This is a genomic window from Paenibacillus hubeiensis, assembly GCF_032334105.1.
GTDB lineage: Bacteria > Bacillota > Bacilli > Paenibacillales > Paenibacillaceae > Paenibacillus > Paenibacillus hubeiensis.
The window spans coordinates 47,861-66,129 of sequence record NZ_JAVYAE020000023.1 but is presented as its reverse complement, the minus strand read 5'-3'; the positions used below and the strand labels follow the sequence as shown (position 1 = coordinate 66,129).

The 18,269-nt window shown below is 42.4% G+C and carries 11 protein-coding genes and 4 pseudogenes; 7 read left to right on the top strand and 8 right to left on the bottom strand.

Annotation, left to right across the window (positions count from 1 at the left end; genetic code table 11):
* Positions 1–160: 160 nt before the first annotated feature.
* The 5 genes from RSX24_RS30585 to RSX24_RS30565 all read left to right on the top strand — a co-directional run bounded on the left by RSX24_RS30585 (position 161) and on the right by RSX24_RS30565 (position 7,558).
* Positions 161–703 (top strand): sigma-70 family RNA polymerase sigma factor, encoded by a 543-nt coding sequence (locus RSX24_RS30585; protein ID WP_339272210.1) that lies wholly within the window; start codon positions 161–163, stop codon positions 701–703.
* Positions 704–719: 16 nt separating this feature from the next.
* Complete coding sequence (locus tag RSX24_RS30580) at positions 720–2,096, top strand: hypothetical protein (RefSeq protein ID WP_343262743.1); 1,377 nt, start codon at positions 720–722, stop codon at positions 2,094–2,096.
* A gap of 99 nt (positions 2,097–2,195) precedes the next feature.
* A complete protein-coding gene (locus RSX24_RS30575) occupies positions 2,196–4,730 on the top strand; it encodes a WG repeat-containing protein (protein ID WP_343262742.1) in 2,535 nt (844 codons plus the stop codon).
* A gap of 233 nt (positions 4,731–4,963) precedes the next feature.
* Positions 4,964–5,443: a hypothetical protein gene (locus RSX24_RS30570; RefSeq protein WP_236414309.1), complete on the top strand. Its 480-nt coding sequence runs from the start codon at positions 4,964–4,966 to the stop codon at positions 5,441–5,443.
* A gap of 381 nt (positions 5,444–5,824) precedes the next feature.
* Positions 5,825–7,558 (top strand): ABC transporter ATP-binding protein, encoded by a 1,734-nt coding sequence (locus tag RSX24_RS30565; RefSeq protein ID WP_343262741.1) that lies wholly within the window; start codon positions 5,825–5,827, stop codon positions 7,556–7,558.
* A 749-nt stretch (positions 7,559–8,307) separates the two neighbouring features.
* Here the strand turns inward: RSX24_RS30565 and RSX24_RS30560 are convergent.
* The 7 genes and pseudogenes from RSX24_RS30560 to RSX24_RS30530 form a co-directional block, all read right to left on the bottom strand.
* Complete coding sequence (locus RSX24_RS30560) at positions 8,308–8,946, bottom strand: hypothetical protein (RefSeq protein WP_343262740.1); 639 nt, start codon at positions 8,944–8,946, stop codon at positions 8,308–8,310.
* A 19-nt stretch (positions 8,947–8,965) separates the two neighbouring features.
* Positions 8,966–9,232 carry a hypothetical protein gene (locus RSX24_RS30555; RefSeq protein ID WP_343262739.1) on the bottom strand — a complete coding sequence of 89 codons (267 nt, stop codon included), beginning with the start codon at positions 9,230–9,232 and terminating at the stop codon, positions 8,966–8,968.
* Positions 9,233–9,445: 213 nt separating this feature from the next.
* Positions 9,446–10,366: pseudogene (locus RSX24_RS30550) on the bottom strand (3'-5' exoribonuclease YhaM family protein).
* 39 nt (positions 10,367–10,405) lie between these two features.
* On the bottom strand, positions 10,406–12,247 hold the full coding sequence (locus RSX24_RS30545; RefSeq protein ID WP_343262738.1) for a UvrD-helicase domain-containing protein: 1,842 nt from the start codon (positions 12,245–12,247) through the stop codon (positions 10,406–10,408).
* A 15-nt stretch (positions 12,248–12,262) separates the two neighbouring features.
* Positions 12,263–14,323 carry an ATP-dependent nuclease gene (locus RSX24_RS30540; protein WP_343262737.1) on the bottom strand — a complete coding sequence of 687 codons (2,061 nt, stop codon included), beginning with the start codon at positions 14,321–14,323 and terminating at the stop codon, positions 12,263–12,265.
* A 176-nt stretch (positions 14,324–14,499) separates the two neighbouring features.
* Positions 14,500–14,775: a TetR family transcriptional regulator C-terminal domain-containing protein gene (locus RSX24_RS30535; protein ID WP_343262747.1), complete on the bottom strand. Its 276-nt coding sequence runs from the start codon at positions 14,773–14,775 to the stop codon at positions 14,500–14,502.
* Complete coding sequence (locus RSX24_RS30530; protein ID WP_343262746.1) at positions 14,736–14,921, bottom strand: hypothetical protein; 186 nt, start codon at positions 14,919–14,921, stop codon at positions 14,736–14,738. Before RSX24_RS30530 ends, RSX24_RS30535 begins: the two co-directional genes overlap by 40 nt.
* A gap of 337 nt (positions 14,922–15,258) precedes the next feature.
* Between RSX24_RS30530 and RSX24_RS32405 the strand changes: the two are divergent.
* Positions 15,259–15,351: pseudogene (locus RSX24_RS32405) on the top strand (hypothetical protein); the annotation flags it as partial.
* A 15-nt stretch (positions 15,352–15,366) separates the two neighbouring features.
* Positions 15,367–15,567: pseudogene (locus tag RSX24_RS32400) on the top strand (helix-turn-helix domain-containing protein); the annotation flags it as partial.
* A 39-nt stretch (positions 15,568–15,606) separates the two neighbouring features.
* On the opposite strand, the pseudogene RSX24_RS30520 reads toward RSX24_RS32400, so the two are convergent.
* Positions 15,607–17,853, bottom strand: a pseudogene (locus tag RSX24_RS30520) (glycoside hydrolase family 3 C-terminal domain-containing protein).
* Between the last annotated feature and the right edge of the window lie 416 nt (positions 17,854–18,269).

Here is an 18,269-nt window from a genome sequence, read left to right as displayed (position 1 = left end):
AGCGTCTTTAGGCGCAGTTTGGCAACAAGGGGTTATACCCCAAGAGCAAACCACCCGTTGGACGGGTGGTCCTGATTGGCATTAAGTAAATTCGAGGTTTCATTCGTATATAAAGTGAATTCGGTTTGAGCATTTAACCCTATAAGAAAGGAGGCTTACGATGACAGATCAGAACATACGGGATGCCATCGTCAGGCGTGATGCAAATGTGATGGAAAGTCTGATGAACGAATACGCTGGTCTGCTGTGGAACGTGGTACGGTCCATTTTGCGGTTAGCACCTGAAGAAGAAGTTGAAGAGTGTGTGGCAGACACTTTTTTTGCGTTTTGGCAAAACCCGCACGCCTATGACCCGGAGAGAAGTTCATTGAAAAATTACTTGGCGATGGTGGCCAAACGCAAAGCGATTGATCGTTATCGCAAGTTGATGCGGGCCAAAGAAGCCAAATACGAGGAACAAATTCATTTTCAGTCCAGCCCGGACGTGCTTACTCAAGTCATCCGTCAAGAAAATCGGGAAGAACTGGAACAAATGATAGACCTTTTTCCGGAACCCGACCGGGAAATTATGAAACGCCGATTATATGACGATCAGAAGCCCGGCGAAATATCGGAATCCATGTCTTTGCAGCTTAGACAGGTACATAACAAGCTATACCGTTCAAAACAGCGACTCCGCACTTGGTGGGAAAATCGAAAATAAAGGAGGTGTGATTTTCATGTCCAATCCGAATCAACCATTCACCGCACGTAACCTGGCAAACATCAAACGAAGGTTTTATGAAAAAACCGATGAGGCCGGATTGTTACCCGACAAGACCCATGAACAACAAGAGCCGACCCTCCGCCGAACGCGAATGCGTAAAGCCGTATCTATCCCCATCGTCGCGATCCTTTCGATCGGCGTACTTACTGGAGCCGCGGCGGCCATGAACATCGTTGATCTGTCAGCCGTTCTGCATTTCCTGGACAAAAGCCGTTTGGACATCTTGTCTCCCGTAAACCGTTCCAGCGAGGATCAAGGCATCCGCATGGATATACTGGGTGCGGTTCGCGATGGAGATACGGCTGAAATATATGTCGCCCTTACAGATCTAACAGGCCATCGCGTAACCGATACGCTCGATGTCTATGATTTCAGTGTGACTGGTGGCCGGGCACACAATGCACAGCTGGTCCATTACGATGAAACAACGAAAAAAGCCATTGTTCGATTCCTGGTCCAAGGGGAACATCTCAAAGACCGAATTACGGTTAAGATCAGTTCTTTCCTGACTGGTGCACAAACGAATGAAGATATTGACGTGGATTTGAACTGGTCCGCATTGTTGGAACAACAAACAGAAGACTCCATTATCACCTTGGATCCAATGAAAGATTGGATTAGCGGAGGGGGAGGACCGCAGTATGATGAAATCACGAGTCAATCCACGATCCCTGTACTTAAGCCAGATCAAATGCATATTCCCGTGCCGGGCCTGGAGTGGATGTATATTTCCAACGTAGGAATGGTTAATGGCAAACTGCATATTCAGATCAATCCAGATGCTGAAATGGGTACCTATAATCATGGCTATTTTTACTTTGTGGATGATCAGAGGCTGGAACAAGAAATTCTCCTAGCTGGGCTCAGTTATGGCTCCTATGAAAAAGACGGCGTTCAAATGGGCGGGGATTATGAGGAGTATATTTTCGATATTCCGGATATTCGCGAGCTCCAGCGCCTCCATTTGAAAGGAAAGTTCACCAGTTACGATGCATTCGTGAAGGGAACGTGGAAGACCACGTTTGATTTGAAGCAGAGCACCGTCAAAAAAAAGGCAGCGCTCCAGCATGCCTCGAATCATTCAAGTTCAGGACCTTTGAACGTGGAAGTCTCTGAATTAGGTGTGACGCTTACAGGGCACTTATCTGAAATCGATTCGGAGCGCCTCGATCTGCAAATCGTTTTACAAGACGGAGCAACCATTGAGGCCGATTCAGGGTTTGTGCAGTTGGATCAGGAAATCGTCAAATGGATCTCAACCGAAACGATTCCCGTAAGCGAGATTAGGGAGCTTATTGTGAACGGAATATCCGCTCCGCTGCACGATTAAAAAAAGAGGAAACGCTGCCAGCAAATTAAACAGCAAATGTCATATCCTGGCTTATCCCGCATACGATAGGCGTACGCGGACATAAGGGAGGAAACAGGCATGTCCATGAGCGAACCGCTATTGATTCAAATTGTGAATGAACAGCTCCCGGCAGGAGCCGCAATTGTCACGATCGAGAAACCGGTCAAACACCCGGCTGTCTATGCGGCAGACCTTACCGGGGACGGCTCGCCGGAAATTGCGGCCGTATATGAGCAGGACGGGCAGCTGATGCTGCTTGTATTGACGTTTATCGCAGGCAAGTGGGTTAAAATGTCTTTGACGAAAGGCATGGGCTATGGCGTTACGCTCCTTACAGCTGCACAAGTTACTTCCACGGCACGAAACAACTTGATCGTAGGATGGCAGATCGGAGCGATCTGGTCCAAATTGTCCGTCTATGAATGGACCGAATCCGGACTGACGGATCTCGCGCCAGAGGACATGGTCTACAGCATGGCTGAAATTATGGATATGCCTGGCCAACAGGGAAGAGATGGAAAAGCCGAAATCGCATTATGGGTGCATGATACCGGAGAGGCATACCGAGTAGATGTCGTTCGCTGGGATCACCAGCACTGGGTATCGGCCCCGGACATCTACCCGTATTACTTTCCAAAAGTGGTTCAATATTATGAACAGTTGGTACGCCAGCATCCGGATTATCCATTCTATTGGAGTTATTTGGCGGAAGCGCAGTATCGGGCGGGGTTATGGCATGCAGCGCTTATTTCGGTACAAAAGGCCCTTAGCTTCGATCAGCCTTATCCTTCGAGAGCGGCACTTCTGGCACTGGAGCAACAGATTAAACAAGCGCTTGGCCATCATGGCCACCATGAGCGTGCATTGACGTGGCTGTATCCCGTTTCGGTCCGGACGACCAACGGTACCAAGTGGGGATATATGGACGTTGACGGACGTATCCGCTTGGAACCCGTGCTCGATCAGGCGGAGGCTTTCCAACCCAACGGGTTGGCCGTCGTTGAGAGTCGTGGCAAAGCCGGAATAATCGATCTTCAGGGGCGGTTTGTTGTTCAACCGCTTTATGATTCGATCTATCCTTTTTCGGAAGGCCGGGCAAATGCCATTGACGCCCGAGGCTTTAACATGATCGATGAACAAGGACGCGTGCTCACTTCCAGAGCCTATCCGTATATCGGCGATTTGCAGGATGGCCGGGCTGTATTTTACGAATCCATTCAAGGCCAAGCGAATACGAGCGAGATTCGTTACGGTTATCTGGATGCATCCGGTCAAGTCGCCATTCCGGCCCAATTTATGGCTGCGGGTGATTTCCAACAAGGTAAAGCTGTCGTTCAGACGAAAGAACGGGAATACGCCCTGATCGATCAACGTGGACACAAATTGGCCGTGTATCCATACGCCTATGTCGGACCGCTTGGAGAAGGGCTGCTTTCGTTTCAGCAGGAATTGTCCGGTCCTTACGGTTACATCGACGAACAGGGGCGCATCCGCATCGAGCCCAAATTCAATACGGCATTTCCTTTTAAAAACGGGCGTGCCATCGTAAGCATTGCAGAAGATTCCAATTGGAAGTATGGCGTCATTGACCCGCAGGGGGTATATATCGTCCAGCCTTCGTATAACGACATTCGGGATTTGGGTGAACACCGGCTTGCGCTGGGCAAAGCGATCAAGGCGGAAGAACCGTTTCTTGGCTCCGTTTATGCGATTGCAAATGCGGATGGCCGCAGGCTAACCAAGTTTGTGTATACGGGCGTGGAGGATTATAAGCATGGGCTTGCTTCCGTAACCGACGGCAAACACACCTTTCTGATCCAACTGAATGGCCAGCCGGCCGAGGGATATCCCCGTGTTGAAGGCGCCGGAACGCTGGAGGTATTGGAGCCTGATCTCATCCGGGTGTTCGTCCAGCAACGCTTGTCTTATGTGAACAGGGCAGGGCAGACCATTTGGAAGCAAAATACCGTCGTTCCGCTTCGTCCGCCGTATCGCGTCGTGGAGCAGCAGTTCAATCCGAATCCGGACTACTTTGTGTATTACCCGCAGGTTGAAGGCTTTTCGAGTCCTGCCGTTGAAAAGGACGTCAATACCAAACTCAAAGCGATGTCCGGGATAAAACCGATTCCTTCTGACCAGAAGCTTGATTATAGTTATACGGGCGATTTCGACATCACCTTTTATCAATATAAGCTCCTGCAGCTGCAGCTTACCGGTTACAATTATCCGTTTGGCGCCGCTCATGGCATGCCGACCATGGTCTACGCCATCATCAATCTCGATACCGGGGAAATGTATGAACTGAAGGATCTATTTAAACCAGGCAGCGATTATGTCAAGGTACTCAGCGACATCGTTGGTGAACAGATTAAAAATGATCCGCAATTTTCGTATGTGTTTCCCGATACGTATAAGGGCATCCGTCCCGATCAGCCGTTTTTTGTTACTGCGGACGCGCTCCATGTTTATTTTGCGCCTTACGAAATTGCCCCATATGCGGCGGGATTCCCGACCTTCACGATTCCATTCGCGCAGATCCGTGAGATCATTGATACCGAGGGCTCGTTTTGGAGAGCTTTTCACGCGCCTGAACCGACGCTGTATCATCCATAAAATCAAAATCCGTGAAGCCATATGAACATATGGCTTTTTGGTATGGTCAGAACATCGTCGCTCCCGCCGATTTGCTCGGACTTCATCGATACCGCACCGCGCACCGGTGGAAGAAGTGAACAGGTGAACGTTAGCCCCCATGTCGCCGTCGTACATTTTAACCATGTAACGGTACGTAGGGACGTAACTATTTTCGGGCCGTGGGCGTTTATTCATTTGAGGTGATTTCAAAAATGGCAGGGAGTATCGTTCGGCGGTTTCTGCTGCAAGGTTTGTGTTTCATGATTGCTGCATTCGGAGCTGCCTTTGCGCTGGAAGCCATTGAGGGCATGAAAATTGGGACCACGGAATACTATGGCTTAATGAATGCAGGGAACATGTATTTTCTTTTAATGCTGTTTGCCTTCGGTCATTATGTGGCGGCATTTTACATGCTGGTGGCGTTTCCGTTCTCTTGGGTCATGCGTAGATGGATTCCAATTGTTGCAGTAAGAGCCATGATTTACACGGGGATTGGCGGATGGGGAGGCGGATGGATCTTCCATCAGTTGTACAGCGATTATTTTGTTACCGGATATGATTTGAACCAGAGTACGTCACGCTGGCTTTTTGCGATCGCAGGGCTGGTGTATGCCTTGTTGGAGTATTGGGTTTGGCATAAACCTGTGGCAGTGGACGAACGTAATCAGCGTAATCAACCCGTGATGAAGTGATGTATGGAACATCCAGGCTGCTAATGGTGGGTGATTGATATCGGGAGAGGATTTGCGTGAAATGCATTGAATTGCGCTAGCGAGAGGGATATAATGGGATTTATCTATTGAATTGAGGTGAAGTGGATGTCATTCCGTATCGTTCGAAGTAACTAGTTCTCGGGCCGGGTCAAAACGCGTACCGGCTATCAAGGGGGTGGTCTGCCCTTTTGATCCACGAACTGGAGCTTTGAACGGTGCCAGGCATTCATTGAGTGAAAGTCAGGACACCGACAACGGGTGGAAACAGGAGACGTTTGTATAAGAACGTTCTCTTTGTTTGCCATCGGTCACGGGTGTGCTGGCTTTTTCTATTTTCAAAAGATAAGGGGTATGAGTATTGTGTTAAAAACGTGTCTGCGTCAGTTGAAATGGTGGATACTTATCTATATAGGGATCGGTTGCGGTATTCAGTTCCTCAGCAGCTTGGGAATTGTATACTTCCAGAAGGTGCTGGATCTGGCGGTTCAGGTTCGGCATTTTGACGAAATTATGGATCACATCTGGATCTACGGGCTTTTGCTTGGCGGGATGGTCATCCTGAATTACGTCGATGAATATCCAAGCGTGCATCTGTCCAAAAGCATTACCGAAAAACTGAAGATTATGGCGTTGTCCAAAATCTCGCGAATGGACTATCAGGCTTATCAGAACCTGGGGACCGGCCAGATGATCAAAGTGATCGAAAACGGGGCGGAAGCCGGTAATGAAATCATATACGGTTTTTTTCTGAAAACGTTGCATGAGCTGCTGCCGACCATATTGTTCAGCTTGTTGTTTATCAGCTTCTATGACGCACGGATTATGTTGGCGATTGCTGCAGGTTATGTCGTCATTTTTATCGTGACCAACCTGATCCTGAAATTGTTGTACCGCATGAAAGAGGCCGTTCTTCGTCAGCAGGAGTCCATGTCCCGTCATTCCATACGCGGATTCATGGAGCTTGTGGTGTTCCGCACAAATAAAAGGTATGAAACAGAGCTGGCCAAGCTAAGCGCTTCGGCTCGTCGAATGATTCAACAAAGCGCGAGCATGCGCATGATCCATGAAGCTTTTTTCACGATTTTTGAATTGTTCGTCACGATCATTAAAATGATTATTCTGATTGTAGGCATCCAGAGCGTCATTCAAGGTGAATCTTCCATCGGCGTGATTGTTGCATTGTTCATGTTCATTGAGAAAATCTATTCGCCGATCGCCATTTTCAACGTGCTGTTTGTGGACTATCGCTTGAATCGGGTGACCTATCGCAGGTTTCATAATTTCATCGAGGCGACGGAGGATCGAAATCTGAATAGCGGTCGTGAAGTACGCGTATTGGAGGGAGAAATCGAATTCAAAAACGTTTCCTTTGACTATGGGAGCACCCGCATATTGCATGATGTTTCGCTAACCATCCCTTCAGGAACTTCCGTAGCGCTCGTCGGCTTGAGCGGAGGGGGAAAGTCCACCATGATCAAACTGATCATCGGTCTGCTGAAAAAGAAAGAAGGCGAGCTCCTGCTGGACGGCTTCGATATCGATGATGTAAACCTGAACAGCTATTATGGCCATATTTCGTATTTGTCTCAGGACTCCCCGATCTTCGATGCAACGATTCGAGGCAATATCGCTTTCGATCATCCTGCCACGGACGAGGAACTTTATGCCATTTTGGATAAAGTAGATCTAAAGGAAAAAGTCCGGCAGCTGCCGGACGGATTAAATACGCTGGTCGGCGAAAAAGGACTGAAACTGTCCGGCGGGGAACGCCAGCGACTGGCATTTGCCCGTGTGCTGTTTCAACGCCGAAACGTGTTGATTCTGGATGAACCGGTATCCGCACTTGACAATATTACGGAGCAGCGCATGATGGACCTGATGCTGAGGGAGTTCCGCGGCAAAACGATCCTCATCGTAGCTCATCGGTTAAACTTTGTTCAAAACGTCGATAAGATTGTCGTCATGGATCAAGGCTCCATTCTCGCGGAAGGCCGTTTCGACGAATTGATTCGCGATTGCGAAATGTTTAGGGAGCTTTGGAACAAACAGGGGAAGGAAGACATGGAGAATGGTGCGTCTGCTTCGTTATATTGAGTTTTAGGCAGCCTGGATTTATCGGATGAAATAAGGATGTGCAAAGCCGAGGATTTTCGTAATTTGTTGCGGAAGTCCTCGGCAATAAAGAAGCTGCTGTGGATCGAGTGTTTTGGGGAGAGAACATATCAAGATCGCTTTTTCGCAAGCGCTTTCTATATTAGTGGGAAGTATTCTTGGAGTCAACACAGAAGATTGGTTAGAGGATTTTAGCATGACTATTTAGACAAGAGCATTAAGAGATATAACAAAAACAATTATCATATTTATCCATGTAGAATGAAAAATTTCTCGGGGGTAATATTTATAGAAGGATACATTTATCCATATACAATCGAGAAAACTATGATGATGAATATTTCTTGGTGATCGTTGGAAGAAAATTTTGGCCACATCATCGAAAGTGTTTTTACCAAAATGTAACATATGCACACCAAGTGAAACATTGATTCAGGTTTTCTTAATGGCAAGCATTAACGAACTTCGAAGAAAAGGAAAGGAACGGCATAATCAAAAAACAATCAAGAAGCGAAACAATACAAATACTAATTTCTTTAGATACTATTTCACAAAACTCGTATTTTGTACATATGTATTATGATCAAACGGATGATGTTAATATATAGTTTTTTGGCGGATGGCGGAGGACAAGAACTTGTACCGATTCCCGTACTTTCCCCTTCATTCTCGATTTATCCCGGGGTTCGTTTGAACACAAAAAAACCGTCGATCTTTTCAGATTAACGGTTTCAAAAATTCAATTTTTTTACATATGTCTCGACTGTTTTTTGGAGGATCTTATGCTTATTACTTGGATTATTCATGATAAGCATCGCAATTTTTTGTGGTGTGTACGATATCATCGATTGAATTTCTCCTTTAGCACTTTCATGCTGATAAGGACATTCGCATTTATTAAGTATCGATTCATTTTTACTTAAATGATAATACTCAATGATGCTGGAAGAACTGCTCTCATCAAAATTGTATTTAAAAGCAACACTGGGAAAAGATTGATCCCTCATTTTCTCAATTTCCTTCCAAGATGGTACGCTAATTTCTTTACTCCTCTTCTCTGCAATCTCTAACCAACTACAGAAGAAATTCTCACTGAACTGCGTGACTAGTTTTTCAAGAAACCAGGAAAGAATTCCTATATCGAGCCTTTGGATGATCTTCATTTGATAACTGACGACCTGATCAGAGAAATACTCCAAAATATCCCTGATTATTAGTGGTGCGGTATCAGAAATTAAATTTATTCTTAAAGAATTAAAACCATAGAAACGTTCCTCCTTTAAAATAGATTTTCTCCAGAAAACATAAGCATATGCATAGGGACATATTTCAGGAAATTCAATTGCTTCATCCGATTTTCTAAGCTCCATTAATTGAGTGATGCAATGTTCATGGTTTTGGAGTGAATCCTGGCTCTACAACTCGTTGAACAGCTTCAGAAGTAACTTGCAATAATTCTTTTTGGAAACGATTAGAGAAATAATCCAGCCTGTGTAAGGATTCGCCTGAATAAAATACTTTTATTTCTTCAGGCGAATCCTTAACTAATCGCTTTAGATTACAATGATCTGCATGAATGATCCATTTAGACTGCATATTTGATGTCTTCGTGCTTGCCTGGTTTGCTTGAAGCCAACGAAGGACATCGGGATTCATTTGATCTGGCGCTCTCCATTCGTTCCAACTGGACACATGAAAATTAGCAAAAGCATGTCCACACTTACATTGAAATGCATGTTCTAACTGTCTATTCGACAACAAGAATGGTATACGGATGATGGTTAATATATAGTTTTTTGAGGACTCCAAATAATAAGACAAAGTGTAGAGAAAATTAATTCCTCTACACTTTGTCTTATTTGTTTTTAGCTATAATCTCAATCTATGGATAGCCTTGTTTTCCAAACCACGAATCTGAGGTGTCCATTCTTCACTCTCTAAAGTTGTTTGGAGCATTTTGCATCAATTGCATCGATATAATGGAGTGCAACTGCTTCAGGTAATTGAGGCTGGACAGGACTTCCCCACTCACCCAAATTATGATGTGATAGCACTAAATGTTGTAAACCGATAACAACATTAGAATCCAAATCAATTCCGGATTTAATTGCTGCTTCAGTGATCAAATTAGAAGATATGCTAATGTGCCCAATTAATTTCCCTTGATTACTATAATCAGTTACAATGCCTAATTCAGAAATCATCTCTACTGGCTTAGTAATGTCATGTAAGATTACTCCTGCTTTTAGTAAATCAGAATTTAGAAAAGGTCTTTGCTTACATAGAAATTCACTTAGCTCAAGCATTCGTACAATATGGTATGCTAAACCACCATAATATGCATGATGGTGCGATTTAGCTGCTGGTGAAGTTATCATCTTATCTTTTACTTTGTCATAACAAAAAGTAACAATTGACTTTATTTCACTATTGGATAGATTATTAATAGCATTCTCAATAATTAAGACTAATTCCTTAGAATCTCTGGGGGCCGAACGAACAAACTGAGTAACGGAAACGCCATCTTCTTCCGTTGTTTTTCGGATTTTAACAATTTTCACTTGTAGTTTTTCACGAAAAGTTTGTACAATTCCTTGTACCTTTACAAGGGACATAGGGAGGATATTTTCAATATCACTTTTGCTCGCTTCCCAATACTTTGCTGGGATTTGAGCCACTTGAATCGGCTAGTATAAGATCCAAATAATCTTTAGGTATCGAGTTATTTGTTTGTTTTGCTTCTATATACTTAATCGAATAGTATCCAATAAACTCTTCTCCGTTATTCATTTCCCTAATTAATTTGCTCACAAATTCACCTCTACTCCTCTAATCATAAACCATAGATTCAACTACTCCAGAATCGTCCAATGCTTTATAAAAATCTTCAATGACTTCCCTATTTTGATGGCCCATCTGTCTAATCTTGCTGAAGGTAAAATGAAGAGTATTCTTTGCCCTTGAAAGAGCAACAAAAAAAGCTGCTGTATCCTCTTCTTTTTGAGATTTAAAGCTAAAAAATGCCGCATCCTCAAGAGCCAAAAAAATTATTGTCTTATATTCTAACCCTTTGCTTTTATGGATTGTCATAATTGGAACTGAATTATGACCAAGTAAGTTATAAATTGCTGCCTTTAAAGAACCTGCTTTGTTGTATTCATCCCATAAATAGTTTGACAATTGCGTACTCAATCTGTCTATGTAGTTTGATCTTGAATATTGTGGAAAGTACGCTCTTATCGCGTCGATGGAATAGAAAGTTTTTATTTTTTCAATAAGAAAGTGGATATCCTCTTTACTGCTTATCAATTTGATCTCTGACTTAAGATCTTTGATAAAGTAGCTTAACTCTGTTTGTGTTTCATGAATATTTGAGGATGTCTCATCAATACTCTTCATGTCCAAAAATAATTCACGACAATAACTCCATGAAGTAGCGTCCCTTTTTATTGCAAGTATTAAGGTATGGATGCACAATGAAACATAATCTTCACGTAAGAAATCCTGATATACGCCTTCATTACGAGCTTGGATATTACGCTTTTGAAGTTCGCTTATTAAATCAGAACAATATTTGTCAACTGATTGTTTTACAAGGATGCAGATTTCATTTGGTTTATGACTACCATCGCTTAAATATTTCTGTATTAAATCGGCAATCGTTATTGATTCTTGCCTTTGATTTTCAAATAAGTGGAGATAGGCTTGCCCATCTGTGTTTCCCCATCTTGGGTTTGTTTGTATTGGTAAAGGAGCTTCATTAAATCTTGAGAAAAACACCTTTTGTATTTCAACCAACCTAGGAGCTGATCGATGGTTCATAATTAAGCGAAATGTGGATGCATTAAAATCAGAAGTAAATGCCGGAAATATATTCCTCATTGCTCCAGCCCAGACCATGATACGCTGTTTATTGTCCCCTACCGCGGTAATAATGGTACTGGAATTATGAAAACATGTTTTTACAAGGTCATACTGAAGGTTCGTTGTATCCTGAAACTCATCTAAAAATATATGACTATATGTTAACTGTAAATACTTTATAAGAAGAGGGTTACTACTTAACAAATACGTTGCCAACCGAGTGAGCATCGAAAACGATAACCTGGAAGTAACATTATTATATAACAAATACGACCACGCTGCTTTAGTAGGATAATCACCATCTGGTGGCAATGGTAAGGCATATTTCACAATTTCTTTATCTAGAATTTTTTTTATATCTGAAGGACGGCTTCTAACCGGGGGGTTATACCCGGTATACTCATATGCAGTTTTTATATCATTTTGGTCGGCAATTTCATAAATCGAAGTAGGCCTATACTCTGCAGGGATTCCAAGAAAGAAACGATCTACCAGGCTCTTAGCAAAAGCATCATACGTCATAGACTTAAATCTTTTTGAAAGTTCCTTCCCACAACGCTTCTCTACTCGTTCTGCAAGATTCTTTGCAGCATCTTTTTTGAAACTTATAGCCAATATTCGCCTAGGAGCTTTGCATGTGTTTGTTTCTAGTAGATAACATGCTCTCTGAGCAAGAAGCTCAGTTTTTCCCGCTCCTGGTCCAGCAACAACAAGACTATTACTTTGACTTTTTACTACTTGAAGAGCTGCGGGCTCCAGAGTTAGTCCATCCGAAGGCTCCCACTTATGAATATCAGTAAATTTCATAACTTTGCCCTCTCTTTATTCACCATTGAGTATTTGTTTCACTCTTGCAAGCAGTCTTTTTAGTGGATCCGGGAAACGATCACTGAATGTTTCATCGCTAATGTTTAAGAGCGCCAAACGATGAGTAACAGGTTTGCCTCGCTGTAGAAAGAAATAATCATACCATATCATTAATTTTTTCTGCTCATAAGTATATGTTTTGCCTGTGCCACCTGCTTTTTTTAAAGTATGCCTCGTTGCCAATTCGACTCGTTCCTTATACTCATGAATCAATGGATCATGGTTTTCAATCTCTATAATTTTACCAATTTTATCAATACGGGGACCTTCTTGCTCTTTTATCGTGCTTTTATATGCTTCTGGGAATGCCTCCAACATCATGAAATCTAAATCTAGTGGATATGAGAAAAAAACATTATACCTTTGGAGATAATTTATCCAGCTTCTTTGTATATCAGCTCCTTCGTCCATCTTATGCATCTTCTCAAGATTTTCATCGCTTAATATACTTCCATCTTTGAGTTTGAGTAAGTCTTCCTTTTTATAACCGAGATCCATCAGCTGCTCCAATACATATTTTATTCTTCCCCATCCTCCGCCTTCACGTTCTTTATCCAAATCGAGTAAAGTAACATAAGGGATGTCTAACTCATTTAAGAGTCTCCAAAAATGATTGACGTGCCTACCACCAAGAGGCACAACTGATACTGAAATGGTATCTAAATGATCGTCTGTCTCCAATTCGATTGCTTTAGGCAAAATAATTTCTTCACTATCTCCTTCACCCAAGATAACTAATTTTGAGAAATAGATTTCTGGGTACGCTCTAACAGCCTCTTTAACATATTTATATGCTTCCTCATTTTCAATTGATCCATTTTTTTGAGGGAGCACTATTCTTTTTACCTTTGTAACAAGTTCTTCTATAGATATAGTGAAATACCGAATTGATTCAGGAGAAACTCTTTTTACAATTGCTGGTGTATGAGACGTGAGAATCACTTGAGAATTCTTCTTTAAAGCAATTCTGTTTAAATTCACGATAATATTACCCAGCAAATGAGGTGAAACATGATTTTCTGGTTCCTCAATTGCAAGAATCGTTAATGCAGGGATCTGGATATTAAAAAGTGGTTGTTCGCTTTTACCTTCAATGTTACTCATTGCTTGTTGTTCAATTTCCAGGAATGAATCTACGAGTGATAAATAAAATAATGAACGTAAACCATCTCCTAGTGAATCTATCGAATATGCTTTTTGAGTTATAGATGGCATAAAGTCTACTTCAAATTTTTTGATTAGTTGATCAAGATCAGTACTATTAAATCTGATATTTGCTTCGGAATATCGTGCATCCTTATGGTATTTTTTCCAATGTCCTTTCAAAGAGTCCCTGACCCTTTCGAGGCCAGCCTCCTCAAACAAAGATTCTTCTGCATGTTTCAATTGAATCTTAATATTTTCTTTTGTTTCTGATGACCAGTTAATACTCTTCAATACACGCCATAACAATGTACCAGTGGCATTTCTTAACAAGGTAGATGGATTTCGTATAGCTGGAACATATATAATCTTAATCTGTGAAAGTTCACTTGGAGGTACTTTCGTGGCTACTTCTTCTGCATCTTCTGACATAGACATATAACAAATTTTACTTTCTATTATCCCATCTGGAGTATTACTTTGCTCCCAAGATGCCTGTAATCTTATCCGTAAGTACGGAGGTTCTCCTGGTTTTTCAACAACAAAGTTGTCGAAGTAGGTAGGAACAGCATATTCTGTATGTTCTGAATCACCATCTTCATTCTTAATAATCGGAAATGTGAAAATTACTTCTATGTATAGCTCTCTTCTTTGAAGATCTTCAAGCACTTCATTATGCGCTACGTAAAAATCAGATTTCTCTAAGGTTCTATCTGCTGCAGTCTCCCCGAACATTTTAGATAATGCTTGTAGTGCTGAGCTTTTCCCACTACTATTAGCTCCAATGAACGTTGTAATATCTTCAAAATCAATTACTGTTTCTTTTGGTCCATAACAACGAAAATTACTTATAATTAACTTGCTAAGCCTCATACGTTTTCATCTCCATTCTACATCATTCTAGCAACCTTAAGTTTGTCGACAGTGGAAATTACTCCATTCAACGATTACATTTACTTAGCATACCGATTACGACTATTTTGCTAAAAGAATAATCATTATGAACTATATCCTATATCCTATTATTACAATCATTCTTGAAAATGTCATCAGCTTAAATTAAATAATTCCACTATCTTATAACGACTAAAATTAAAAAATATAGAAACAAATCCGGAGCCAGTGGCTACCGGGCTCAAGTCTCTCTTAATTTCACCTGTTTGTTGTCCTGCTTCTATAAGTGTTGTCAAAAATTCCTCTGTTCGAATGTAACTCGCATTTACTAAAGAAGAGATTTCAGGATCTAAAACACCTAGTTCTACACCTGAATTTACCATGAAACAACCTATGGGTTCGCCTTCTTTTCTGATCGTAGATTCAAACATCGTAGCACCAGTTTAATTGATTTTTGACTTTGAGTCAGGAACTTTATGTTGCTGGTCTGTTTCGCTTCATATCGCTCTAGCGCTTTCACATATAGGGCATGCTTGTCCCCAAACGTATCATAAATGCTTCTTCGATGAATGCCCATATAATCCACTAAGTCTTGCATGGAGGTTTTCTCATACCCTTGTCTCTGTTCCTGTGATAACTCATGGGAGGCTAATGAGCATCACGATCTTGGTTAATCAAATGTTTAATCATGAATTGATCGAAGCTGAGGATGTAGTCCAAGACCATTTGCGCGGCATGTATATCGAGGAAATAAAAATACAAGGTTCCATAAATTCTTCAAAAGGCTATGATGAGACGCTCCATCACAACCCGTTGGATGAAAAGAAATTGTTAACCTTCGTTAAGGAAGGTAAATTGGATAGACTTAAACACTTTACGCAACTTGGTCATGAAAATACAGGAGTCCTGTCCAAATCAAGTCATATCCAAACCACCGTTATTTCAAAATTACACACGAAGAAATTGCCGAACACGCCGGTATTAGCCCAAACTATCTTTCTGTATTATTTAAAAAAGAAGTTGGTGTTCCCGTTAATGAATATATTCAACAGATCAAAATTGAGGAAGCTAAACATATGATTCGATTTACGAGTACTCCACTTTCTGAAATCGGTTCTCTTTTGAGTTTTACGGATCAGAGTTATTTCACCAAAATTTTCAAAAAACATTCAGGTAGGACCCCTAAGCAGTATCAACAAACGCATCATATGATAGAAGAATAAGCCCGGGCTACGCCGGGCTTATTTTAACGATGTATTCAATCAACGGTTAACAGCGGATAAGATGCTCTGAAGTGTTTCTTCTGTGAACTGACCGTTGCTCATAATTGCCGCATTGTGCAATGTGGCACCCATAATTAATTCCTGCATTCCCTCACCCAGTCCTGCTTCATTCCCGTCATATTGCCCCATCGCAGCCAAAATTTCAGCACCAACGGGATGCTGCAGTAATTCACCGAATGTGGAATGCCTAGTAATTGGTTTGGTAACAATTACGCTCGATTCTACCTCTATCGTTTCAGCGAGTTCAATCTCTCTTGAAGATTTTCCGACCATAATGTCAAATTTACCCGTCTCCACATGCCAGTCTTTCAGTTAACATCGTAGTAAGCAAAGGCTCTTTTGTCCAGTTCGAAATGTACGGTGGTCTCTGCACCAGGCTGAAGTGAAACTTTTGCGTACCCCTTCAATTCCTGAAGTGGACGTGGGATCGTTGATTCCACATCACGTACATATAGCTGAACGGCCTCTTTGCCCGCTCTTTCACCCGTGTTTTTAACTTTTGCAGTAACCGTTACACTATCGGTATCTTTGATATGCTTATGACTGACCTGTAGATCACTATATTCAAATTGGGTGTAGCTCAGACCGAAGCCAAGTGGAAACAAAGGCTCGACATCTCTTGTATCGTAATGACGGTAGCCCATAAAAATACCTTCTCGATATTCGGCAGTCTCGCCATCTCCAGGGAAATTGAGGTAAGACGGATTGTGGATCAGTTTTTTAGGAAATGTCTCAGCCAGTTTGCCGCTTGGATTTACGCTCCCAAAGAGAATATCAACGATCGCTCCGCCCAAAGCCTGTCCTCCAAGGTATGCCTCCAATACAGCTTTAACTTCACCCAGCCAAGGCATTTCAATGGGACCTCCGTTGCTCAATACAACAACAATATTCTCTTGAACCTCCGCGACCGCTTCAATTAAAGTTCTGTGACTTTCTGGCAATTGAAGGTGTTTCCGGTCGAAACCTTCAGACTCATAACGTTCAGGCAGTCCGGCAAAAATCACAGCAACTTGTGCATTCTTTGCGGCAGCAACTGCTTCTTGAATCAGTTCTTCGTTTACAACATCTTCGTCTACTGCATAACCGGCAGCATAAGAGATACTTGCACTGTCAGTGGCTGTTTTAAGGATTTCTTCATAGATGTTATCCAGCTTCGTCGGCATAATGTGTGAACTACCGCCGCCCTGATAGCGTGGTTGCTGCGCGAATGCTCCGATAACCGCAATGGAATCTTCGGTGTTTAGAGGTAGAATGCTCTCCTCATTCTTCAGCAGGACCATGCTTTCACTAGCAATTTTTCTGGCCAACCGGTGCTGTGCCTCTACATCAACCGATACTGACTTCCGCTGGCCATCTACAGCTTTGAATACAAGTGACAACAGTCTCTCAACAGACAGATCCAGCACTTCTTCGCTCAGTTTTCCCGATTGAACAGCTTCGATAATTTTCTTGTATCCCGCACCGTTGCTGGAAGGCATCTCCAGATCCAGACCGGCAGCTAGTCCTTCATCTCGTTCATTCACCGCTCCCCAATCCGACACCACTACGCCTGTAAATCCCCATTCTTCCCGGAGTATTTCAGTCAGTAACCGACTGTTCTCGGAACAATAAGCACCATTTACTTTGTTATAAGCTGCCATGACGGTCCATGGCTCTCCCTCTTTCACTGCATATTCAAAGCTCGCAAGATAAATTTCACGTAGAGTCCGCTCATCCACCACCGCATCGACAGACATTCGCTTATATTCCTGGTTGTTTACAGCAAAATGTTTGATGGAAGTACCGACGCCTTGGCTTTGTACGCCTTGAATATAGCTGGCTGCCAAAGTTCCCGATAAATAAGGGTCTTCAGAAAAATATTCAAAATTTCGGCCGCACAGCGGAGAACGCTTGATATTCACACCAGTTCCCAAAACCAATGGAAATATCCGCTGACGCTGCTTCTTGTCCGATTGCTTTCCCCATCGTATGGGCAAGTTCACGATTCCACGATGAGGCAACTCCACTTCCGGAGGGGAAGCAGGTAGCGGGTATGCTTTTGTTTAAACCTAAGTGGTCTGCGCTTCCCTCTTGTTTTCTAAGTCCGTGAGGGCCGTCTGTCATCATAATAGAAGGAATCCCAAGGCGGTCAATGGATTCGGTGTTCCAAAAATCTTTACCCGAGCAGAGTGCCGCTTTTTCTTCCAATGTCATTTGCCTGATTATTTCTTGTAAATTTCGTTCCATTTGTATTCCTCCAACCTTAATGATATCGCTTTCTTATATAAGAATAGATGAATCTGCTTATGGAATATGGTAATATAATTGTTTTTTAGAATTAATCAATTGGATTTTATCGAATAAGATCACTTTCTTCAAAATCATCACTGATGTACTCCATGCGTTCATGTTTAAACGTTGACTATTTACGCTGGCATAAACAGGATCCCCCTTTCAATTTTTTAAGATTTAAGGTACTCGGTTCATTCCATATCTCCTTCCATCCAGGCTTGGTGCCTTCACACCAAGCAAGGCATGCTTAAATTCATATAGAGGAAGTGCGCTCCAGACGTGACAATCACTACTTGTTTCCTATGGAGTTTCGGGAAGTGGTTGCGAGATCGGCAATCGGGTCGCCAGCTTCCGTTTAGGCATATTCCGCT

Coding starts and splice junctions, on each gene's coding strand:
- RSX24_RS30585 (WP_339272210.1), top strand. CDS start 161: ATGACAGATCAGAACATACGGGATGCCATCGTCAGGCGTGATGCAAAT.
- RSX24_RS30580 (WP_343262743.1), top strand. CDS start 720: ATGTCCAATCCGAATCAACCATTCACCGCACGTAACCTGGCAAACATC.
- RSX24_RS30575 (WP_343262742.1), top strand. CDS start 2,196: ATGTCCATGAGCGAACCGCTATTGATTCAAATTGTGAATGAACAGCTC.
- RSX24_RS30570 (WP_236414309.1), top strand. CDS start 4,964: ATGGCAGGGAGTATCGTTCGGCGGTTTCTGCTGCAAGGTTTGTGTTTC.
- RSX24_RS30560 (WP_343262740.1), bottom strand. CDS start 8,946: ATGGAGCTTAGAAAATCGGATGAAGCAATTGAATTTCCTGAAATATGT.
- RSX24_RS30555 (WP_343262739.1), bottom strand. CDS start 9,232: ATGAATCCCGATGTCCTTCGTTGGCTTCAAGCAAACCAGGCAAGCACG.
- RSX24_RS30545 (WP_343262738.1), bottom strand. CDS start 12,247: ATGAAATTTACTGATATTCATAAGTGGGAGCCTTCGGATGGACTAACT.
- RSX24_RS30540 (WP_343262737.1), bottom strand. CDS start 14,323: ATGAGGCTTAGCAAGTTAATTATAAGTAATTTTCGTTGTTATGGACCA.
- RSX24_RS30535 (WP_343262747.1), bottom strand. CDS start 14,775: ATGTTTGAATCTACGATCAGAAAAGAAGGCGAACCCATAGGTTGTTTC.
- RSX24_RS30530 (WP_343262746.1), bottom strand. CDS start 14,921: ATGGGCATTCATCGAAGAAGCATTTATGATACGTTTGGGGACAAGCAT.